Origin of the sequence: Rhizobium sp. AC44/96, assembly GCF_001692185.1 — a bacterium.
In the GTDB taxonomy this organism is placed as follows: domain Bacteria; phylum Pseudomonadota; class Alphaproteobacteria; order Rhizobiales; family Rhizobiaceae; genus Rhizobium.
Window position 1 is genome coordinate 1 of the sequence record NZ_LXKO01000005.1, and the last position, 22,931, is coordinate 22,931.

Annotated in this window: 10 protein-coding genes, 1 tRNA gene and 1 pseudogene; 7 read left to right on the top strand and 5 right to left on the bottom strand. The window is 58.4% G+C overall.

Features of this window, described 5'->3' with window-relative positions; translation table 11 throughout:
- Positions 1 to 5: 5 nt before the first annotated feature.
- A tRNA-Met gene (locus A6U87_RS07640) sits at positions 6 to 82 on the top strand.
- Positions 83 to 326: 244 nt separating this feature from the next.
- A protein-coding gene (locus A6U87_RS07650; protein WP_141683924.1) for an IS3 family transposase occupies positions 327 to 1,540 on the top strand; the annotation gives its coding sequence in 2 pieces (ribosomal slippage) (positions 327 to 663 and positions 663 to 1,540; 1,215 coding nt in all).
- On the opposite strand, the pseudogene A6U87_RS29205 reads toward A6U87_RS07650, so the two are convergent.
- The 3 genes and pseudogenes from A6U87_RS29205 to galE all read right to left on the bottom strand — a co-directional run.
- A pseudogene (locus tag A6U87_RS29205) lies at positions 1,527 to 1,745 on the bottom strand (oligopeptide/dipeptide ABC transporter ATP-binding protein); the annotation flags it as partial. The gene A6U87_RS07650 and the pseudogene A6U87_RS29205 sit on opposite strands and share 14 nt — an antisense overlap.
- A 39-nt stretch (positions 1,746 to 1,784) precedes the next feature.
- Positions 1,785 to 3,605: a glycosyltransferase family 2 protein gene (locus A6U87_RS07655; protein WP_244499451.1), complete on the bottom strand. Its 1,821-nt coding sequence runs from the start codon at positions 3,603 to 3,605 to the stop codon at positions 1,785 to 1,787.
- An 11-nt stretch (positions 3,606 to 3,616) separates the two neighbouring features.
- Positions 3,617 to 4,600: a UDP-glucose 4-epimerase GalE gene (gene galE / locus A6U87_RS07660; RefSeq protein WP_065690795.1), complete on the bottom strand. Its 984-nt coding sequence runs from the start codon at positions 4,598 to 4,600 to the stop codon at positions 3,617 to 3,619.
- A gap of 415 nt (positions 4,601 to 5,015) precedes the next feature.
- Here galE and A6U87_RS07665 point away from each other — a divergent pair, with 415 nt between their 5' ends.
- The gene (locus A6U87_RS07665) at positions 5,016 to 6,089 is read left to right on the top strand and encodes an acyltransferase (RefSeq protein WP_065690664.1); all 1,074 of its coding nucleotides are present in this window, start codon (positions 5,016 to 5,018) and stop codon (positions 6,087 to 6,089) included.
- Positions 6,090 to 6,120: 31 nt separating this feature from the next.
- Here A6U87_RS07665 and A6U87_RS07670 read toward each other — a convergent pair whose 3' ends face one another.
- Positions 6,121 to 6,999 (bottom strand): glycoside hydrolase family 26 protein, encoded by an 879-nt coding sequence (locus A6U87_RS07670; RefSeq protein ID WP_083199317.1) that lies wholly within the window; start codon positions 6,997 to 6,999, stop codon positions 6,121 to 6,123.
- Positions 7,000 to 7,415: 416 nt separating this feature from the next.
- Between A6U87_RS07670 and A6U87_RS07675 the strand changes: the two genes are divergently transcribed.
- From A6U87_RS07675 to A6U87_RS07685, 3 genes are read left to right on the top strand one after another with little or no spacing between them, the layout of a single operon-like run.
- On the top strand, positions 7,416 to 8,450 hold the full coding sequence (locus A6U87_RS07675) for a UDP-glucuronic acid decarboxylase family protein (RefSeq protein WP_083199318.1): 1,035 nt from the start codon (positions 7,416 to 7,418) through the stop codon (positions 8,448 to 8,450).
- A 47-nt stretch (positions 8,451 to 8,497) separates the two neighbouring features.
- Positions 8,498 to 9,952 (top strand): UDP-glucose/GDP-mannose dehydrogenase family protein, encoded by a 1,455-nt coding sequence (locus A6U87_RS07680; protein WP_083199319.1) that lies wholly within the window; start codon positions 8,498 to 8,500, stop codon positions 9,950 to 9,952.
- Positions 9,945 to 10,454, top strand: coding sequence for a DUF995 domain-containing protein (locus A6U87_RS07685; RefSeq protein ID WP_065690667.1), 510 nt, complete (start codon positions 9,945 to 9,947; stop codon positions 10,452 to 10,454). Before A6U87_RS07680 ends, A6U87_RS07685 begins: the two co-directional genes overlap by 8 nt.
- A gap of 355 nt (positions 10,455 to 10,809) precedes the next feature.
- On the opposite strand, the gene A6U87_RS07690 is transcribed toward A6U87_RS07685, so the two are convergent.
- Positions 10,810 to 12,285: a sensor histidine kinase gene (locus A6U87_RS07690; protein ID WP_244499442.1), complete on the bottom strand. Its 1,476-nt coding sequence runs from the start codon at positions 12,283 to 12,285 to the stop codon at positions 10,810 to 10,812.
- 312 nt (positions 12,286 to 12,597) lie between these two features.
- On the opposite strand from A6U87_RS07690, the gene A6U87_RS29895 reads away from it, so the two are divergent.
- A complete protein-coding gene (locus A6U87_RS29895; protein ID WP_065690669.1) occupies positions 12,598 to 22,929 on the top strand; it encodes a peroxidase family protein in 10,332 nt (3,443 codons plus the stop codon).
- Positions 22,930 to 22,931: the final 2 nt, after the last annotated feature.

The following is a 22,931-nucleotide window of genomic DNA, read 5'->3' on the forward strand; positions in this document are numbered from 1 at the left end:
GATGGCGCGGGGTGGAGCAGCCCGGTAGCTCGTCAGGCTCATAACCTGAAGGCCGCAGGTTCAAATCCTGCCCCCGCAACCAATCTTCCCAATCGAGACGAACTCACACTCAATATCCCCCGTAAGGGGCTATTTGTGTTTATAGGCCAAAGACATGCTGCGGGCGCAGAGGGGCCCAGGTAGGACCCGCCTAGCGATCGGTATGGTAGCACGCAGCCCTCTGCTCCGGCCCAACCTCTTCCGTCTCAGGCGGTGAACTGCACCCCATTTCGACCGGACAGTCGGCATAAGCAGAAAGGCTCAAGCACAGGCTTGAGGACAGGCTTATGTCTAACGAGTATCGACACGTTGAATTGCTGACGGGTGATGTTCGCCGCAGGCGGTGGACAACCGAGCAAAAGCTGACAATCATTGAGCAGAGTTTCGAACCAGGCGAGACGGTATCGTCCACCGCTCGCCACCATGGCGTCGCGCCCAATCTGCTTTATCGGTGGCGCAGGCTTTTGAGCGAGGGAGGTGCTGCAGCCGTGGATTCTGACGAGCCGGTGGTCGGCAATTCGGAAGTAAAGAAGCTGGAAGATCGCGTCCGCGAGTTGGAGCGCATGCTCGGCCGTAAGACGATGGAGGTCGAAATCCTCCGCGAAGCTCTTTCCAAAGCGGACTCAAAAAAACGGATATCGCGGCCGATCTTGTTGCCGAAGGACGGTTCCCGATGAAGGCCGTGGCAGATACGCTGGGTGTCTCCCGTTCCAACCTCATCGAGCGGCTGAAAGGCAAATCAAAGCCGCGTGGGCCATACCACAAGGTCGAGGATGCAGAGCTTCTGCCCGCCATTCGCAGGCTAGTGGATCAAAGGCCAACCTATGGCTATCGGCGGATCGCCGCGCTCCTCAATCGCGAAAGGCGAGCCGCCGATAAGCCTGTCGTCAACGCCAAACGGGTCCATCGCATCATGGGCAACCACGCCATGCTGCTGGAGAAGCATACGGCCGTCCGCAAGGGCCGCCTCCACGATGGCAAGGTCATGGTTATGCGCTCCAACCTGCGCTGGTGCTCGGACGGCCTGGAGTTCACCTGCTGGAATGGCGAGGTCATTCGTCTCGCCTTCATCATCGACGCCTTCGACCGGGAGATCATCGCCTGGACGGCCGTCGCCAATGCCGGAATATCCGGCTCGGATGTCCGCGACATGATGCTGGAGGCGGTTGAGAAACGCTTCCAGGCAACCCGAGCACCGCATGCTATCGAGCATCTCTCGGACAACGGTTCGGCTTATACAGCACGGGAAACCAGGCTATTTGCCCAGGCGCTCAATCTGACGCCCTGCTTCACGCCGGTGGCCAGCCCGCAGTCAAATGGCATGTCAGAGGCATTCGTCAAAACCCTGAAGCGGGATTACATCCGCATCTCGGCACTACCGGACGCCGAAACAGCGCTCCGGCTCATCGACGGATGGATCGAAGACTACAACGCAATCCATCCTCATTCCGCGCTCAAGATGGCTTCCCCTCGGCAGTTCATCAGGGCTAAATCAAACTAGCCGATCTGTCCGGTGAAACGGGGAGCACTCCAGGCGGCGAGGTCCCGCAGATCTCCGTCGCCTTCCAGCACCGCGGAGAAAACACGCAGCCTGAAGGAGGGTTCAGTGGGGACGGTGGATCCCCCCGCAGGCGGATGCGCTCGCGGCAACGCGCCAGACGTGGATCAGGGATCGGTGCCGCTGAAAACAACGCCTGCGTATACGGCGGTGGTGCGACTCCATAAGCTGCGTCGGGGTGCGCAGTTCACCGCCATAGCCAAACCGAAGGACGTGCCGACGGTGCATATGTGAGTTGCTGGAGGTCCACCCCTAGATGGTGCGCAACGCTGGCTTCAATCTGAGTGCCCTTCGTGAGGGCCACCAAGCCCAGACGCCCGTGGTTGGGAATTGCGTATGCCCCGATGAAAATTGAAAGCATGATCCCAAGAATTGCTAGCCATAGCGAGGGTAGGCGCGGGAGTGACCGAACCTTGTTTTCCGTCACGTGGAAGATGAAAATCAACAGCGCCAGCAAGGAGTAGATCAAGGCATTCATGATCGCGAAGATGTAGAATCCGTGCGCCGCCTCTGTTGTCGGGAAGAACGCTGCGACGCTGGCCGATAGAAGGGCGAGTGTGACATAGGGGTATAGAACACGCGCCGGAACATGGTCAGTTTGTTTTGTGCCCTTTGGCGTTATCTTGAAATCGACGAACTTGCCCGTGACCTTGTCCTTGCAGCTCGATAGGCATCCGATCAGGGACCAGGGCCATCGGGCAAAAACGTAGAGAATGTTCTCCCAGGAGAAAACCCTCGCATCAAACGGGCGGTAGCTCATCGTCCGCCGCCAGAAGAATGAGAAGAAGATCAGCGACAGGGATATCGGCGTGAAGTGGATCAGGAAGTCGTAGTAGGTGACGATTGCATAATTGCGTCCGGCCAGGATTGCGACCAGCGGCATCGCAAACATGACGGCCATGGCGATCGAGAAAAGTGGATACCACAGCTGCGCAAACACGAACTGGAACTTCAATTTTCCAGGCAGTTGGGCGTAGTAGCGAGGAAGGTATTGCAGGAGGATCGTCGTCAGGCTCCGCGACCACTGGAACTCCTGGACCACCATATCCGCGAAGGTCTGCGGGCCATCGCCATGCGCAATGGCGTTGATCGCATGCACGCCGCGCCACCCGGCCGCATTCATGAGCAGCGTGGTGGAGTGGTCTTCCGCCAATTCCGGACCGAGGCCGCCCGCTTGCTTCAGCGCGGCGGTGCGCACTGCATAATGCGACCCGATGCATAGGGGTGCCCAGTCGTCATTATATCCGACTTGGAGAGAGCCGTGCATACTGGCTTCGGCGTATAGCCGTCCCCTGGCAGACCAGCTCGTCTGGGCGTTCGCGTCGCAGATGCTGGGCGCCGAGACATAACCTACCCGGCTGTCGGCGAAGCCCTTCATTACTTCCTCCAAATAGGTCTTCTCAGGAACATGGTCGGCATCGAACTGCAGGACGAAGTCGTAGAGTTCGTATCCATACATGTCGTAGAAGTAGGCAAGGTTTCCTTCCTTGCATCGCGTTCGTCTTGGCCATGCGGTCTGATGATATGCTTCGACATTCTTGCGGGTCGAGATCCGGACCCCGCGTGCGTCGCACCAGGCTCTCGTTTCCGTCGAGGGATCTTCATCCGCCAGCCACACATCAAAGGGATGCCCCACCTGCGCCATCATGGCGGTGAGTGTTTTGGCGACGACCTCGAGCGGCTCGGACGGCGCCTTGGTGACAACCAGGGCGATGCGGGGAGGCGGCTGCAGCCATTCGCGATCTGCTGGAATGACCTTGGCTCGGTAGAACAGCAGCATGAAGTAGACGGGTGTTATCGTGACCCAGGCAAGAATAAAGGTCGCGAGCCAGTACATTGCCCATGACTGGATGTGGTCCGGCTGCAGCCACCACATCCAGAAATAGATGAATGACGCCCACCATATCAGGAAGCCGACGATGAAGGTCGATTTCGCGGAGCCGCTGAAGAGCGGCTCCAGTGGGCGCGGTTGAACCGCGCCGGGAGACAGGTCTGTCGGTCCTTGCATTTCAATTGAGCTCATTCGGCAACCTCCAGGCCGAAGGTCGGAGCCGCGGTTTTGATGATCGTATCGATATCCGAATGCATCGGCGTGAATTTCAGCATTGCGCGGGCGTAGGAGGTGTCGGCGCAGAGTACCGGTGGGTCCCCGGCACGGCGGTTTTCTTCCTTGACGGCAATGGACCGCTTGCTGAACTTCGCGATTGCGTTGACGATCTCCCGCACCGACGTCGGCTGCCCTGAGCCCAGGTTGATCGCGGCACTTTCTCCGCCCTCCAGGAGGTAGTTCACCGCGTGTACATGCGCACGCGCGAGGTCGGTCACGTGGATGTAGTCTCTTATGCACGTACCATCCGGGGTTTCGTAGTCATTGCCGAAAATCTGCAGCTGCGGCAGGCGGCCGGCGGCCGCAAGAATAGCGCGGGGAATGAGATGCGTCTCCGGATCATGTCTTTCGCGCAACTCCCCGTCCGGATCGGCACCGGCGGCATTGAAGTACCGAAGTGAAACGTAGGAGAGGTCATAGGCGGCCCTGTAATCCTCGAGCATGTATTCGCCGATCAGCTTGGTGCGACCATAGGGATTGATCGGCCTTTGCGGTGTGCTCTCGGTGATCGGGCTTTGTGCGGGCATGCCATATGTGGCGCAACTGCTCGAGAAGACGACGTTGCGGACGCCCGTCTCCTTGCAGGCATCCAGCAGGGAGATCATGCCTCGAACGTTGTTGTTATAGTATTTGCTGGGATTCTCCGTCGATTCACCGACATAGGCCGAGGCGGCGAAATGGACGACACAAGCCGGCTCCCAGAGCTTGATCACACGCTTGATGTGATCCATATCGCGCAATTCGCCCTTGATCAGCGGTCCCCATTTGACATTGGTTTCGTGGCCCGTCGACAGGTTGTCGTAGACCACCGGCACGAAGCCGCTCATCTGCAATTGTTTGCAGGTATGGCTTCCGATGAAGCCGGCACCACCCGTTACCAAGACTGTATTTTTCACGAGATACACCTTCTAAATATGTTCCAGTATCGCGTCGGGATGCTCATCAATGCGCAAGTATATCCTGCGACGATGGCTGCGCGATTGTGGAGCGGGTTGATGACGCCCGGTCAGGTTATGGCCGCGCTAATCTATTGTATTTATGGTATTTTGTTGTAAATATTAGGCATTATCGGCTGCGCATTGATGCAGTTTTGCCTTGGTGTATCCCAACCCTATTAATTAAATATTCATAATTTAATATTGCAGTCAATTTGAAAAATAGATACGCTTTGAAAAAAGTACAAATATTGTTCCGTGTCCATCATGGAAGATAAGATAATATATTTAAGGGGCGGAAATCAAAGCGGCCAAGGTAGGTCATTCGGGATACTTCTAATCGCCGAGCAACCGAACATGCTGTAAGGATTTTCTAATGATTGATGCCAGCAAGAATAGTGGTGCCAATACATACGCCCAGAACGCGGACTTCATGCGTCTGGTCTTTGCAAGCTGCGTGCTGTTCTCCCATTCTTTTCTGATCGCTGAAGATACGGAGGCTAACGAGCCTTTCGTTCGCTTGCTGGGAGCTCACAATATCCTCGGGATATACGCGGTCATGGCCTTCTTGATCATGAGCGGATATTTTGTCGCTCACAGCCTTCAGCGATCCAGCGGTAGCAGCAGGTTCCTGCTGGACCGCTTTTTGCGCATTTATCCGGGTCTCCTCGTGAGCATGATCATCTGCGCTCTACTCCTTGCGCCTTTCTTTTCTCACCTCGGCATCGCTGCATATCTTCGCTCGAACGTCGGATGGAGTTTTGTTGGCCTCAACTTCTTGTTGCCCAATTCGGTGAGCTCCATCCCCTCAGTCCAGTTCTATGGCACCACCGAGTGGCTCGGCGCCATCATCAATGGCAGCCTTTGGACCATCCCCGTTGAGATATCGTGCTATCTATTGATATTCCTGCTGTATCGCCTTCGGCTGATGAGCGCAGTGGGAATTCTGGTGCTTCTCGGTTTGACGCTAGCCTTCCAGGCGCAGATCTTTGTCCACGCTGGCACCAAGTTCATTTCGGATATGGCGTTCCTGCTTCCGTCTTTCCTGTGCGGTGTCCTCGTCGCCTTTCTTTCGCGTCGATTTGAGCTCGATCCACTTTTCGCCTCGGCGCTTGCAGTGCTTTGCGTCATGATGGCGATGTATGGAAACCTGCTGTTTATCTTTCCCTTCTGCGCTGCCTATCCGATCATGTATCTCGCCACGACGAGGGCGATACGCTTACCCGATGTCAGGCCTTTGGGCGATCTTTCCTACGGGGCGTATCTCTACGGTTGGCCTGTGCAGCAAACCGTCCGTGCACTGTGGCCTGGTGTGGCTTGGTATGAATTGTTTGCTGTTTCATTGGCGGTGACGCTTCCGATCGCCTGGCTGTCCTGGCGCCTCATCGAGGAACCGGCGCTTCGCCTGAAGAAGAGACTAAAAACGTCCTGGAGGTCCGCCAACGCATGACCGCCGACGCGACGCGGTTGCCAAGATCACGCTACTGTTGCGGGATGTCGGCTTCGTCCATGCGCCAGTCGGGAGAGCCATATCCGCCTGGCCAGTGATATGGCTCCTTGTCGTTGAAATAGACGACCGCGAACAAGTTCGGGAAGTCGTTTGCATAGGTCTGCCCCTGAAACATAGCCGAAAGCCAAGCGCTCTTGTAAGCTTGGTCTCCAGCCGCGCCCGCCTCGGCGACCATCATCGGTTTTCCAAAGCCGCTCATCTTCTGGTAGGTCAGAGCCAACGTCTCGAGATAGGTCCTTGCGCGGCCGGTGCGCTTGATTTCCCACCGCTGCAGGCCCCATATCGCGAAGCCAACGACATCGACATAGTCCGAGCCAGGATAGTACGCCTCGAAATTGGAAGCGCCTCTTGGTGACCAGACATACTTTGCGTTGGGAAGAAGGGCCCGGCATCGCGTCACGAAATGGCGATATGCGTCGATATAGTTCTGCGGCTGTTTTCCGGCCCAAGGGTAGCGCCCTTCAGTGCCCTCCATCTCATGTGCCCAGCGAACGTATATTCGATGCTTCGCTTTGCTTAATGCGGTGCACACGTCGGTGATCTGTGTGTCGAACCGGCCGGCGGTGATGTCGGAGAGCAGCTGTCTTGATCCGCTTCGCCAATCACTTGCCAGGGTGTAGGGCTCGACGGTCACTAGGAGATCGCGACCATTCCGATCGGCCGTGGCTATGCTTCGATCCAGAGCCGTCGTGTTGATGTCCTGCCAGTACAGGAACACGTGGGAAATCGAAAAGATCTGGTTTCTCGACATCCTGCTCCCAGGATCATAGATGCCGTACTGAAACCAGGTCTGAAGCGAAGCGGAGGCCTTTGTCGGCCCTGCCGCTCGAAGATGATCGAAAAGAGGCATGCCACCCCCCAACAGGCAGAAAGCTAATCCGCATACCCTTGCGCTTCTAGCTGAAATCATCTTGCTCTAATCCAGCTATGCATTTTCGTGGAGATTGATGCGGTGCAGCATGGATCGAATCAGTCTTGGATGCAATGCAATAAAAAAATTAACAATATGATAATTAGTTATTGACGATTAAATCGACTTCGGTAATCTTAAGTATGTCGAGAGTATATCTTTCGATACCTGAGGTATAAATCCTCACTGTGGGTCACCATGGCTCATCTCGCGGTATCTCTATTTGTGCTGCGATTGTATTTCTAGAACGTTCTCTCCATCGCCGCTGTTTTAACGACTTCCGGATTTCTGTCGTCCGCGGGTTTCCTTGCGGAGGGAGATCCGCTGTCTCCAACAATCTAGGAGTATCGATCGCCATGAGTGGAATTAAAGCGCCAGCATCATCCGTTCGAAGCGGAAGCATCTCCCCCAAGAGAAGCCAGCAACAAAGAGTTGCCGCCGTCACTGGAGGCGCGGGCTTTCTTGGCTCGCATCTGTGCGAGGAGCTTCTCAAGCTCGACCATGAGGTCATCTGCGTCGACGATTTCTCCACCGGTCGGCTGGACAATATTCAGCACCTTGTTTCCACGCCGGGTTTCAAGCTGAAAAACCACGACGTGCGCGCGCCGTTCGATCTCAAGGTTGACGCGTTCTTCAATTTCGCGAGCCCTGCCTCGCCACCGGCTTACCAGGCCGATCCCGTGGGTACCACCAAGACCAACGTTCTCGGAACCTTGAACGGTCTGGAGATCGCCAAGAAAAACGGCGCCATTTTTGTCCAGGCGTCCACCTCGGAGGTCTATGGGGATCCGGTCATATCGCCCCAGGTCGAGACCTATTTTGGCAACGTCAATACGATCGGCCCTCGCGCCTGTTACGACGAAGGCAAGCGCTGCGCTGAATCCCTTATTTTCGACTACGCGCGCTGCTGCGGCGTCACCATCAAAGTCGGCCGTATCTTCAACACCTATGGCCCGCGTATGCGGCCGGACGACGGCCGTGTTGTTTCGAACTTCATTGTCCAGGCTCTGACCAATCAGGACATCACTGTCTACGGTTCGGGAAGCCAGACAAGGTCCTTCTGCTATGTCGACGATCTCATCGGCGGCTTCCTGAAACTCTATCAGTCGTCCATGGGCGTGACGGGTCCGATCAATATCGGCAACCCGTCGGAGTTCACGGTTCTGGAGCTGGCGGAGAAGATTATAGCTCTGACCAACTCAAGCTCGCGCATCATCCATCTTCCGTCGGCGGTGGACGATCCACAACAGCGCCGTCCCGACATCAGGAAGGCCGAGCGTGAAATCGGCTGGAAGCCTTCCACCTCGGTTGATCATGGTTTGAAGCGCACAATCGCCTACTTCGAGCGAGAGCTCGGCAAGGTTTCGGCTTCGGTGGCTTTGGCGGTTTGAAGCGAGTTGGGACGCATTCAAAACTCATCAAAAAAGGGGACGATGACGTGCAATCTTTCACGAAGAAAATTGTCGTACTTGGTACGGGATATGTCGGCCTAGTCAGCGGCGCTTGCATGGCCGAGTGGGGTCATCATGTTGTCTGCGTCGACATCAACGCGTCAAGGGTCGAAGGTTTGAAGCTTGGCATCGTTCCGATCTTCGAACCAGGTCTTGATGATTTGATCCTGTCGAACATGGCGGCCCAGAGGCTGGAGTTCACAACGGATCTGGCGAACGCGATTAAGGGCGCTGACGTCGCTCTGATCGCTGTCGGCACTCCCTCGGGTGGATTGGATGGGGAGGCGGACCTGCAGTATGTTTTTGCGGCCGCCAGGAACATCGCCGAAAACATGTCCGACGATCTGGTCGTCGTCACCAAGTCGACGGTGCCAGTCGGGACAGGCGATCGCATCGAGCGGATCATCCGCGAAATCAGGCCCGAGCTCAATTTCGCCGTTGCCTCCAATCCTGAGTTTCTCAGGGAAGGTTCGGCGATCTATGATTTCATGAACCCGGATCGCGTGGTGATCGGTACGGATAATGTCTGGGCCAGGGGCGTGCTGTCGGATGTCTACAAGGTCGCGGCGGACGCAGGCACGACGATCCTGACAACGGGCCGACGCAGCGCCGAGCTGATCAAATACGGCTCGAACGCGTTTCTGGCCGCCAAGATCACCTTTATCAACGAGATGGCCGACCTGTGCGAGCAGATCGGTGCCGACATCAAGCACGTCTCCGTCGGAATGGGCCTCGACAAGCGTATCGGCCCGAGCTTTCTCAGCGCCGGCCCTGGATATGGCGGGTCGTGCTTCCCGAAAGACACGATCGCGCTTCTGCGCACCGCGCAGGAATACGGTGTCCACATGCGGCTTGTCGAGCAGACCATCTCGGTGAACGCCGCGCGCAAACGCACACTCATCAACAGACTGCGTCAGTTGGTCAACGGCAGCCTCCGCAACAAGCGGGTCGCGATCTTCGGCCTGACGTTCAAGGCAAATACCGACGACATGCGGGATTCGCCCTCGCTCTCCTTGATCCAGGCCCTACAGAACGAGGGGGCCAAGATCAGTGCGTTCGATCCGGAAGGCATGAACAATGCTCGCCTGATGTTGAATGATATCACGTTCTCCGCGGATCCTTATCAATGTGCGGCGAAAGCCGACATTGCTGTGTTGATGACCGACTGGGACGTGCTCGTGAACCTCGATTTCGCACGGTTGGGGACGATCATGCGCGACCGCCTCATCGTCGACCTTCGTGGCGTCTATGACGAAGATCATCTTGCCGAGGAGTTCGGCTTCCATGTCCACTCGGTCGGCAAGGCGAGCCGTCAGCGGGCAGCAAAGGCAAGCACGCCTCGCAAGCGCGTCGCGATTGGCAACCTGGTGCGCGCTACGCCGCGAGCTCCAATTGTACAAATAAATCCGAAAGCTCAAATCACGGAGATGATCGATGGCTAGTAGTGTTCGCCTCATAGGCTTCGGCGTAGGCGTGGCAATGCTGATGACGGCTGCCGCAGCGCATGCAGCCACCCAGAAATCGGTGGTGCCGCCGGGTGCGGTTCCCGTTCCGCCGCGCGAGCTCAAGCAGATCTATGACAACAAGACGTGGCAGTGGCAGGTCGGCGGCGGTCGGTTCTCCGAAGCCAACCGTTCCTTCGTGGCGTGGTCGAGCACCGATGGTGTGGATACCTATGGCACAGGCCATTGGGAACTGACCAACAGCGGGAAACTCTGCATGGTTGCGACCTGGAAGACGAAAGAGACGAGCGGGAAGAACAGGACGTGCTTCAGGCATCTGAAGGTTGGAGATACCATCTACCAGAAGCGCGAACCAAAGGGGAAATGGTACGTCTTCAAGAGCGGTAACCCCTGGAGCAAGGACGAGTATTCCAAGCTCATCGACGAGGATACTGTTTCGGTCCAGGCCTTGCGCATTCAAACCAGGATCGCAGCAAAATAGGATTGACCTCGGTGATCGGTGGAGCGCTCGAAGTCGAGCGCATCCCGTACTTCGGAGGGTGCGGATGCCCATCACCCCTGGGATCAATCATCCAGACTGCGAGAGCCGGCGGTCAAACCTCTGGACTGACCTGGAGCGGCGGCACGATAGCGTTGTCGCTCCGGGTTACAGCTGTTTCAGCCTGCACGATCATTGTGCGGGCATGCATGTTGTCTTTCCAGTCTCAAGCCCTATGGCGCGCTCGACCTGCTTCGTGAAGGTGGATCGCGCTCGTGAGTGAGATAGAAAGGGCATTCCGGTATCAGAACTGGGGCTGGCAGTGGGTCGGGGACATGCCGGCAAAGTACCCGCTACGCTAAGCCGCGATTTGTCCGTCCAATGACAGCACGACCGTGACAAGTGTACCGTTGTCGCGCGCGATGGTGCGTATCTTGCCGCCGAAGGCGCGGATGCGGCGTTTTTGCATCAGCTTTCCCAGCCGGATCCTGTCTTCGGCAGCTGGATTCGCCAACTTGGGAGGCGTGCCGATGTCAGCGACTGCGATCACCAATCGATTTTGCCGCATTCGGAATCTTAGCTGCTGCAGGTTTCCAGGAGCATGTCTTTGCGCATTCATCAAAGCTTCCTGGATAAAGCGGTAGACGCAGATATTGAGATGTCCGTGAACGCTATCGGTCGGGATCTCCCCCTTGACGTCGACCACATGTCCGGTGAGGTCGGTAAACCGCCGGACAGCAAGCTGTATGGTCTCTTTCACGGAAAGATTGTCGAGTTCCGGCAGGACTAGGCCGGAGGAGATGTTTCTGATCTCATCGAGCGTCATGGTGATCAATTGCAGGAGTTTGCCCAGGCTTTCGACCGCGACGTTCACGTGGTTGGTTCGTGCCTCTTGAGGGGGGGCGCCGAGGTCGCTCAAGCGAAGCTTGACGAGGGTCAGAACCTGTATGGGCCCATCGTGCAGGTCACTACCGATCTGGTCCAGAATCTTTTCGTTCAGCTTGCCGGCTTCCAGTCGTGCGCGCTCGGCCTCAAGTCGCAAACGCCTGTTCTGGTTCGATAGGCCCAGTGCATGGCGCAGGCTCGCCCGCGCGGCAGCGCGCTGTTGATCGATGATGAGACGGCCACTGCGCACGATCATGTAAAGAAGTGCGAGCATCGGGGCGGAGACCAACAGAACGATGGCGAAGGTCGCCCGCCAGGCGCCACCGATCTCCGCAAGCAGATAGTCTGGCCGTTCGTAGAATTCGCCGACAAGTACCGTTGCGCCGGATGCATCGCGCACCAACGGAGCGTAGACCTCGATGTACTCGGCTGCCTGCTCCTCGTCGGAATACTTGTGTTTGTCGACCATTGTCCGTGAGACGACAACCTCACCGGCCAGTGCGCGCTTCAATTCCGGGAAAGCGTCTTCATGGTCAAGTTCCTGGCCCGAGGTGGAATAGAACAGGCTGCCGTCCGGGTTCCATATCTTGATCTCGCGAACGTGCTGGCCAAGCGGGCTATCGCCGAGGAGCCCATCGAGTTTCTGCTTCACTTCAGGAGAGAGCGCCTTTGCCTGGATATCCGCATCCGAGATCATCGGTTCGACGAAGGTTTGCAGGTAAGCCGCGCCGACGCCGCCAGCACCCTTCATGATCGCCTTTTCGATCCTGTGCGTCGTCCATAAGCCGAGAACGAACATAAGCACCAGCACGATCAGCGATGCGATGACGATGAACTGGACCTCAAGACGGGACCGACGGAATAGAACTGCCGCTCGCTCCCACGGGCTTCGGGGCCCGCCGACGACATCTCCATCCGATTGCAGTGTTTCCATGTCCCCGGTTGTCATGCTTCCCCCCGAGTCACGACATTCCTGATTTATATCAGTATTTCGCAATATTGCATCTGCCAACAGCAATCTTGTGCACCGCCGCCACTCCTTCGGCGCGTTTCGCGATCCCCAGTGCCGATGCGACTTTAGTCTGATGGATATACTGACTTTCGTTCCGCACGGCCTACACCAACGTCTCGAAAATCACCCGACCTTGTTCTCTGTGTGGGCGCTCAGGCCGAAGATATAAAAGTAACGACATCATTTAAGCTTGCGGAGCGAATGTAACAACTGTTCCGCAGGGTCGTTTTGCTTCGGAGGGAGAGAGCAATGGCCGCGTTTACATTGAACCTGCAGGACATGATTTTCATTCTGCGTCAGATCAAGGTCGCCGAAGCACACGCGGCGGGCACAGCGCTGACCCAAATCTACGTTGATGCCGAAGGTAACGTGGTGGACCCAAGCACGCCTGGCGCCCTGTTGGCCATTCCTGATCCTCACGTTCCCGTCGGTTTGAGAACCGTCGATGGGACCTATAACAATATCGTCCCAGGACGCGAGACCTGGGGCTCGGCCGACCAGCCGATGCCAAGATTGCTTGACGGAAGCTTCGTCAATGATCAGGACGGAGACACCTTCGATCCTGATGGCCCTGGGCCTGCGACGCCCGTAACCAACACGGACTACGGCGCCCCCGGAAGCGTCGCCGACGCCGACCCGCGTTTGATTTCCAACCTTGTGGTCGACATGAGCCTGAACAACCCAGCGGCAATTCTTGCCGCTCTGAAGTTTGCTGGCTCCGAGGATCCACACGGCGACCTCGAACGCCTGATAGCGGGACGGGTGACCGCTGCGCAGGCAGCTGCAGCGCTCGCAGAGGCGCAAACAGCTGTTCAATCGGCCGAAAGCGAGTTGGACCAGGCTGTCGCGGCCTACACTGCTGCGCCCAGCTCGGCGAGCATCGATGCTATTCAGGATGCCGCAGCCGCGCTCAGCGACGCCGAAGCAACGCTCGTGCATGCCCAACTAGTGGCTGCCGACCCCGCCGCAGCGTTCACCGCGCTTGCGCAGGAACTTGGCCTGACGATCAACGCACAGGGTTCGTTGGTTATCCCGAACGTCGCGCCGGACGAAGGGCTATCGAAGCCGTTCAATGCCTGGATGACGTTCTTCGGCCAGTTCTTCGACCACGGCCTCGATCTGATTACCAAGGGAAGCAACGGCACCGTCTACATACCGCTGCAGGCGGACGATCCACTTTACGACAAGGGCGCCGACGGCATTGCCGGCACACCGGACGACGGCCACACCAACTTCATGGTGCTGACGCGCGCGACACCGGATGCCAATGGCGAGCATACCAATACGACAACGCCGTTCGTTGATCAGAACCAGACTTATACATCGCATCCGTCGCATCAGGTGTTCCTCCGCGAATACAAGTTCTCTGTGGATACTGCGGCCGATCCGGACAGCATTCCCGACTCGCGGCCGGTTGCGACCGGAAAGTTGCTCGACGGCTCGGATAATGGTCTCCCGACGTGGAGAGATATCAAGGCACAGGCGCGCGATTTTCTCGGGATCGAGTTGACCGATCGTGATGTCGTCAATCTGCCTCTGTTGCGGACGGATCTCTACGGGGAATTCATTCGCGGTGCGAACGGGTTGCCATTGCTGGTGCTCGGCATCGGCGCGGACGGCACTCCCAACACGGCGGACGACGTCGTCGTGGAAGGCAACCTCGCAAATCCTGTAAACACCTTTACGGTCACGAACGGCACGTTGACCGGCGCCGTACGCACCGGACACGCCTTCCTTGACGATATCGCCCACAACGCGGTGCCGACGGGTGTTTTCGATCCGGATGGGCCTGCCGGCCCTCTCGGCGACACACCGATTGCTCCGGACAGCGACGACGTTGCCGGCAACGACATCGCCTTGGACTACCGAGGGCGCAAGGTTGCCTATGACGACGAGCTTCTCGACGCCCATTTCATCACCGGCGATGGGCGCGGCAACGAGAATATCGGCCTGACGGCCGTCCACCATATCTTCCACTCCGAGCACAATCGCCAAGTCGACTCTCAAAGATTGACTATCCTGCAAAGCGGCGACATCGACTTCATCAACGAGTGGCTGGTCGGCGATATTGCTGCGCTGGATCCGGCATTCGCAACGATGAGCGCTGTCCAGAGGCTGGCCTATGCGGATACGCTCGACTGGGATGGCGAACGCTTGTTCCAGGCGGGCCGCTTTGCCACGGAAATGCAGTACCAGCATTTGGTCTTCGAGGAGTTTGCCCGCAAGATACAGCCGGCGATCGATCCCTTCGTCTTCAACAACATCACCGATATCAATCCGGCGATCTTCTCCGAATTCGCCAACACCGTCTATCGCTTCGGTCACTCGATGCTGACGGAGAGCATGCCGAGAATCCATCTCAACGCGGACGGCAGCATCACAACGGACGATATGGGGCTGATCACCGCCTTCCTTAACCCGCTCTCCTTCAACAACGACGGGTCAACTCCCACCGTAGACGATCCCAATACGCCTCAGAACGAGGCGAACGACCCGTTCATCACCGCCGATCAGGCGGCCGGCGCCATCGTGCGCGGCATGACGATCGAGCGGGGCAACGAGATCGACGAGTTCATAACCGGCGCCCTGCGCAACAATCTGCTCGGTCTGCCGCTTGATCTCGCGTCCATCAATATTGCACGCGGCCGTGATACTGGCATCCCTTCGCTGAACGATGCCCGCACCCAGCTTTTCGGGGCAACCGGCTCAAGCTTCCTGACGCCGTATGACAGCTGGACCGATTTTGCTGCCAAACTGAAGAACCCGATTTCGGTTGTGAATTTCATCGCCGCCTATGGCACGCACACGTCGATCACCGCGCAGGCGACTGTTGCCGGCAAGCGCGATGCCGCCTGGGCGCTGGTATTCGGAGAAGCATCGGGATCGGTTACCGAAATTCCCGCCGATCGTCTGAGTTTCCTGAACAGCACTGGCACCTGGAATGCGGCCAACAGCGGTCTCAATACAATCGATCTCTGGATCGGCGGCCTTGCTGAAAAGCAGATGGAATTCGGCGGCTTCCTGGGTTCCACCTTCAATGCGATCTTCGAAGCACAGCTCGAAGCGCTGCAGGACGGCGACCGGCTCTACTACCTGACCCGCACCCAAGGCCAGAATTTCCTCCATATGCTGGAGCAGAACTCCTTCGCCAAGATGATCATGGCGAATACCGACATCGCCCAGCCCGGAGCAGACGGCATTCGCGGCACTGCCGACGACATTATCAGCCGTCATATCGGCGTGGACGCCTTCGCAGCCTACGACTTCGTCCTCGAGGTCAATCCTGCCAACCAGGTGGACTACAACGGGGCGGATGTCGATGGCGTTGATCCCATCGGTACCGATGCTGCGTTGGAAGCAATGGGGCTCGGCAAGGTGGTTCGCGACGACCCCGGCACGGTTGGCGCCGATCCCAATTATATTCGTTTCACAGGCGGCGAGCACGTCGTCGTCGGCGGCACGATCGGCAATGACACGATCATCACCGATTTCGGTGATGACGGCATCTGGGGCGATGACGGCAATGATCGCATTGAATCGGGTGCCGGCGTCGATCTCGTGAACGGCGGCGGCGGCGACGATATCATCACCGACAGCGGCGATAGCGGCGACTTCCTCAAGGGCGATGAAGGCAATGACGTCATCGCAAATTCCAACGGTATCGACATCCTGATGGGTGGTACCGGCAAGGATGTCATTTTCGTCGGCGTTGATGACACCGAGGTGTTTGGCGGCGAGGGTGACGACTTCATCGCCGGCGGCGATGGTGTCGACTTCCTGATGGGTAACGAAGGCGACGACTGGATCGAGGCCGGCGGCGGCTTTGATACGACAGCCGGCGACAATTCCGAGCTGTTCTTCAATTCGACGATCATCGGTCATGATGTGATGTTCGCCGGAAACGAAGAGCATGACTTCGACGCGGAATCCGGTGACGACATCATGGTGCAGGGCGAAAGCGTCATGCGCAACGAAGGCATGTTCGGTTTCGACTGGGCGATCTTCAAGGGCATGGCGCTCAACGGCTATGCCGATATGAACATCCCGATCTTCACGACCGAACAGGCAGACATCCTGCGCAATCGCTTCGACAAGGTGGAAGCACTGTCGGGCTGGGACCATGACGACACGCTGATCGGCGACAGCCGGGTGTTCGGCGACATTGCGCCGGGCGCGACAGTTGGTACGACGGAAGGGGTATTCTTCAACGACGGTCTGGATCAGGCCGGTATCGATCGTATCCGGAACCTGTCCCAGATCGTTCAGGTCGGAGCTACCGGCTTCTTCGAAAGCGGCAACATCCTGCTGGGTGGTGCGGGCAGCGACAACCTTCGCGGCAACGGCGGGGATGATATTCTCGACGGTGACCGATGGCTGAACGTCCGGATCGGCATCCATCAGAATGCCGATGGCAGCGGTCCCGAAATCGCCACCGTCGACAGCATGCGGCACGTGTTTTCGGACGACTTCGCAATCACCGCCTGGCGGGGCAAGTCGCTGTTCGAACTTCTCGTCGATCGAGCCATCGTGCCGACCCAGATGCAGATCGTGCGCGAAATCCTCACCGATGGTGCGAGCGCAGCCGACCAGGACGTCGCCTACTACAATGACGTCTTTGCCAACTACACGATTACCCGCACCGGCACCGGCCAGGCGATGGTCACGACGATCTCGCATGTCACCGTGTCCAACGTTGTCGACCCATTGACCGGCGGAAATCTGGTTTCCGATGGCGTCGATACGCTGCGGAACGTCGAGTGGGCGCAGTTTGCCGATGGCACGCGGATTCGCTTGACCAATTCGCCAGCGACCGGCGCGCCGACGATCACCGGGGTCGACGATGATCTGACAGTCGACACAGCGGGAATCCAGGACGAGAACGGCAAGCCGACCAACGGCTTCAGCTATCAGTGGCAGAGTTCCGCTGCGCCCGGCAACGGACCCTGGACAAACGTGGTGGGAGCAACGGCCGCGACGATCAACAACGTCACAGCGGGGACATTCTACCGGGTCATTGTCAGCTACATCGATAACGACGGCTTCGCAGAAACCGTCGTCTCCGAGATGACGGCTCGCGTCGGGACCAATGGCAATGACGGGACCCTTGCCGCGCCGTTTACCGGCAGTGCTGCTCCCAATCTCCTTAATGGCCGAAATGGCGACGACGTGTTGAGCGGTCTGGCTGGTGACGACGTCATCAACGGGGGCGGCGGCAACGACACCTTGAATGGCGGTCTTGGCAACGACGTTCTGAACGGCGGAACGGGGATTGATACGGTCACCTATGCCGCAGCGGCGGGCTCGGTCACTGTCAACCTGGCAACGGGCGCTGCAACCGGGGCAGACGGCAACGATACGATTACCGCGGTTGAAAATGTCATCGGCAGCGGCTTCGACGACACGATTACCGGCAGCACAAGCGACAACACGCTGTCTGGCGGCCTTGGCAGCGACACCTACCGCTTCGAGCTTGTCGCCGGGGCTGACACGATCAACGAAACGGGCGGCGCGGCCGATCGCATCACCATCGCCACCGCAGGTGCTGCTCTGACATCCTTGTCGGTGTCGGACAGCGATACCGGGACACAGAACGGAAACCTGGTTATCGATTTCAATGGGCAGCAGGTCACGGCAATCGATCATTTCGATAACACCAATGAAGGCATCGAACTGATCAATTTTGACGGTGGTTCCTTCGCTGGCTATCAGCTCGGTGCCGGTGACTACACCATCAGCACCTCTGATCCCGCCAACAGTGGCGCCCCAACCGCAAGGACGGTTACCGTCACGACCGGCAATAATCTGATCGCCGGCGAAACGGGCGTCGACCGATTGACCGGTGGTACTGGTCGCGATTTGCTGTTCGGCAACGCAGGCAACGACATCCTCAGCGGTGGCGGCGACGATGACCTGATCGTTGGCGGCGAAGGCAACGACACGATCGACGGTGGAGCAGGAAACGATACGATCGTCTACGACATCGATGAAGGCGCCGGCGGCAGCGATGTGATCGATGGCGGTGCAAACACCGACACATTGGCGATCATCGATAGCGGTGGTGCCGACGCCGAGACGTTGAACGTAGCCTATAACGGTACGTCGATCACGCAGATCGAGGGTGGCGGCTCGATCGCCGGTATCGAGCGTATAACCGCCGATCTTGGCGTCGGGACGGATACGCTGGCTTATGCGACAACGGCCGCCGTCAACGTCGATCTCTCGGCCGGTACGGCGAGCGGGTTCACATCGATCTCAGGCATCGAGAACGTCACGGGCGGAAGCGGCAACGACGTCTTCACCGGTGACGTGAACAACAACACCTTCACGGGTGGTGCCGGTACCGACCGCGTTATGTTCACCGGTTCGGCCGCGGCGCATAGCTTTGCGCTTGCCGGGGCGAACCTGGTGGTGTCGGGCGCAGGCGGTGCGGATACGCTCTCCGGCATCGAACAGTTGCAGTTCGGCGCAACGGTCTATTCGACAGCGGTCGGTAACCTCGTGCAGGGCACGGATGCGAGCAACGCGGCCCTCAATGGTGGCGCCAACGCCGAGCTCATCCTGGGTTTCGACGGCAATGACACGATCAATGCCAATGCCGGAAACGACATCATTCAAGGTGGGGAAGGCACGGATACGATCAATGCTGGCGACGGCGACGACACCGTCGTCTGGAACGTCGGCGAGGGTCGCGATATTGTCAGCGGCGGTACAAACACGGCCGTCGGCGACACGATGGTGATCAACGGCGACGCCAGTGCCGAGACCTTCCGCGTCATGACGCGGGCGGCCTGGGATGCAATCGGCGGCAACAACGGCGCACAGCTAGCCGCAGCCACCCAGATCGTCATCACCCGCAACGGCACCAACTTCAATTCGATCGTGGCAGAGCTGTCTGGCATCGAGGAAATTGTCATCAATACTGGTGCCGGCAATGATACGATCATAACGAGCGGTGATTTTTCGCCGACAGCTCTCTTCACCAACACGATCACGGTGAATGGCGAACAAGGCGACGATACCGTCGATATCTCTGCACTGCAGTCGGCGCATCGAATTCTTTTCCGCTCCAACGGCGGTCACGACACGATAGTCGGCAACTTGCGGCCGCAGGATGTGGTGGAACTGGCACCAGGAAGCGATCTTTCCGCCTATGCGATGACCACCAATGCCAATGGAACGAAGACGTTCTCGAACGGCACGCATTCGGTCACCTTCACTGGTGCCGTGCCTCCGCAGTTCCAGAACGCGCCGACAACGCCGGGTAATGACGACGGGGTCACCGGCAACTTCGCATACACGGCTGCCGACCTTGCCGGGCTGAAGAACCTGATAAACGGTCAGTCCGCCTTCCCCGGCGATGACGACACCGAAGGTTTCGGCGGCGTACGGACCCTGTCGGGACACGGCAACAACGAAGACAACCCGAACTGGGGTTCTGCCGATACACCGTTTATCCGCATCACCAACGCGCACTTCGGCGAATATGATCCTGTAACCGGAAACAATGCCATCAACCCGATCTTCAATGGCCTGGATCCGCGCAACATCAGCAACATCCTCGGCGCACAGGAAGCCGATCTGCCGAAGAATGCCAGCAATGCCAACATCTTCTTCATGGCATTCGGCCAGTATTTCGACCATGGCCTCGACTTCCTGTCGAAGGGTGGCAACGGCACGGTGCAGATCGGCGCTCCGGGCAACGGGTCGCCGGGCTCCGGTAACCCCGCCGACCTCACGCGCGGTACCGTCTATGCGATCGACGAGAACGGCGTCACGCAGCATATCAACAAGACATCGCCGTTCGTCGACCAGAACCAGGCTTACGGCTCGCATGAGCTGGTTGGCCAGTTCCTGCGCGAAAGCGACGGTAACCAGGGTGTCGGTTCGCATCTGTTCCAGGGGGCGGTCGATCCATCCAATCCGGAATTCCGTCTCTTGCCGACGTTACGCGAGCTGATCCAGCACCACTGGCAGGCCAATACTATCTTCCACGATCCGTCTCTGCCTGGCGGCCAGATCAGTTTCCGGGACTACTACAGCCACTATCCGATCTCGGAGACAGCCACTGGCAACCTCTTCGACGAGGTCACGGGTGCCTTCGATCCTGACGTCCTGAAGGGGGCGGCGGCGAATTTCATGGGCAGCGGCCACGCCTTGCTGCTGGATACCAATCCCTTCGTCAGCCTGCTCGATCACTATGTGGTCGGCGACGGACGCGGCAATGAAAACTTCGCCTTGACCGCGATGCACACCATCTGGGCTCGCAACCACAACTACCACGTCAACCTGCTTGAGGAATCTGGTTTCCAGGGAACGGCCGAAGAGCTGTTCCAGGCCGCCAAGATGGTCAACGAGGCCGAGTACCAGCGCGTCGTGTTCACGGAGTTTGCCGACATGCTGATCGGCGGCATACGCGGCGACGGCGACCATGGCTTCGAGGAATACAATCCCGATGCCTCGGCTTCGATCTCGCACGAGTTCGCCGCTGCCGTCTATCGCGTTGGCCATTCCCTGATCGGCCAGACGATGACGGTACTTGGACCGGACGGGCAACCAAAGCAGGTCGCTTTGTTCGATGCATTCCTCAACCCAAGCAACGACGCCGACGTATTCGCGGCGCCGTTGCCTCCCGGATACGTGCCGCAGCCGGGCTACGAACAGCTGGGGGTCAATTCGATCCTCGGAGGTATCGTCACCCAGCAGGCGGAAGACGTGGACTTCAACATCGTTGATGCCGTTCGCAACGATCTCGTTCGCATCAATGCAGACCTGTTCTCCTTCAACGTTGCTCGTGCATGGGATGTCGGGTTGGGAACACTCAATCAGGTCCGCATGGATCTTGCAGCATCGCAGGATCCCTATATCAGAGAAGCGATCGGGTATGCCGGCAACCTGGCTGCCTATACGTCCTGGGAAGACTTCCAGACCCGCAACAATCTGTCGAACACTGTCATTGCGCAGTTCCGCCAGGCCTATCCCGATCTGGTCCTTCAGCAGGGTGATATCGCCAGCTTCCAGGCGATCAATCCCGACATCGCGGTCGCCATCCAGGCGAACGGCACGGGCATCGTGAAGGGTATCGACCGTGTCGATCTCTGGGTCGGTGGTCTTGCCGAGCAGCACATCAACAATGGCATGGTCGGCCAGACCTTCTGGATTGTCCTGCACGAGCAATTCGATCGTCTGCAGGAGGCGGACCGGTTCTACTACCTCAACCGCTTCGACAATTTCGACTTCTACGAAGAGTTCATCGACGGACAGGCCTTCGCGGACATCGTTGCCCGCAATACCGGCCTGACCAACCTTTCGGAGGACATCTTCGAAACCGAGCCGTTGGATGATGAAGACGAAGATGACGGCCCGACAGGCCCGGTCGACGACGACGAAGATGACGATATCCCGTCCGGCGGCGGCGATGACGATGAAGACGACGACGGCCCGTCTGGTGGTGACGATGACGAAGACGGCGACCCAACCGGACCGGTGGACGACGACGATGACAACCTCCCGTCTGGTGGTGGCGATGATGACGACGACAGCCAGTCTGGCGGTGATGACGACGACGATGATGATGATGACCTGCCGTCTGGTGGCGGCGGTGATGATGACGACGATGAGGACGACGACGGCCCGTCTGGTGGCGATGACGACGATGACGTTCCCGATGACGGTGTTGCACCGTTGCCGGTTGCTGCCAGGACGCTGATCGGGACGGTTGCTGCGGACGTCCTGATCGGGGCCGCGGCTGGCGACACCATCCTCGCTGGAGCCGGTGGCGACATCCTGGTTGGGGATAGCGGCAACGACATCCTGCGTGGCGAGGACGGTGACGACGTGGTGACCGCCGGTGACGGTGACGACAGCGTCAGCGGCGGCAATGGCGACGACGAGCTGCATGGCGGCAGTGGCGACGACATGCTGTTCGGCAATGCGGGCAAGGATGCAATCCACGGTGAAGCCGGTCATGACTTCATCGAGGGCGGAGCCGGCGACGACCAGGTCTGGGCGGGAGCGGGCAACGATACCGTGATTGCCTCGACCGGAGATGGCGACGATCAGTACTGGGGTGGCGACGGTGTCGACACGCTCGACTATTCGATAGCCACCGGCAACCTGACGGTCGATCTCGGCAATGGCTTCATGCAGCGCGGCCAAGTGTCGGGTGGATCGACGGGGACGGATATCGTCTACGGCTTTGAGAATGTGGTGACCGGCTCCGGCCACGACACGATCACGGCGACGGTGGAAGCCAACATCATGGACGGCGGGCTCGGCAACGACACCTTCCGCTTCCTGTCGGCGGCGGCGGCCAATGGCGATACGATCCACGGCTTCCATCCCGGCGACAAGATCGACTTCAGCTCGATCGATGCCAATACGTCAACCGCGGGCGTGCAGCACTTCACTCTGGGAAGCTCGCTGACGGCTGCCGGACAGATCTCAGTCACCCACGAGGTGCTGAACGGCACCGAGTTCACGGTGATCCACGGCAATGTCGACGCCAATACCGATGCCGACTTCGTGCTGATGCTGAAGGGCAACCTCAACCTGACGACGAGCGACTTCAACGGCGTCTCGTAACA

Coding starts and splice junctions, on each gene's coding strand:
- A6U87_RS07670 (WP_083199317.1), bottom strand. CDS start 6,999: ATGCCTCTTTTCGATCATCTTCGAGCGGCAGGGCCGACAAAGGCCTCC.
- A6U87_RS07675 (WP_083199318.1), top strand. CDS start 7,416: ATGAGTGGAATTAAAGCGCCAGCATCATCCGTTCGAAGCGGAAGCATC.
- A6U87_RS29895 (WP_065690669.1), top strand. CDS start 12,598: ATGGCCGCGTTTACATTGAACCTGCAGGACATGATTTTCATTCTGCGT.
- A6U87_RS07690 (WP_244499442.1), bottom strand. CDS start 12,285: ATGACAACCGGGGACATGGAAACACTGCAATCGGATGGAGATGTCGTC.
- A6U87_RS07665 (WP_065690664.1), top strand. CDS start 5,016: ATGATTGATGCCAGCAAGAATAGTGGTGCCAATACATACGCCCAGAAC.
- A6U87_RS07685 (WP_065690667.1), top strand. CDS start 9,945: ATGGCTAGTAGTGTTCGCCTCATAGGCTTCGGCGTAGGCGTGGCAATG.
- A6U87_RS07655 (WP_244499451.1), bottom strand. CDS start 3,605: ATGCAAGGACCGACAGACCTGTCTCCCGGCGCGGTTCAACCGCGCCCA.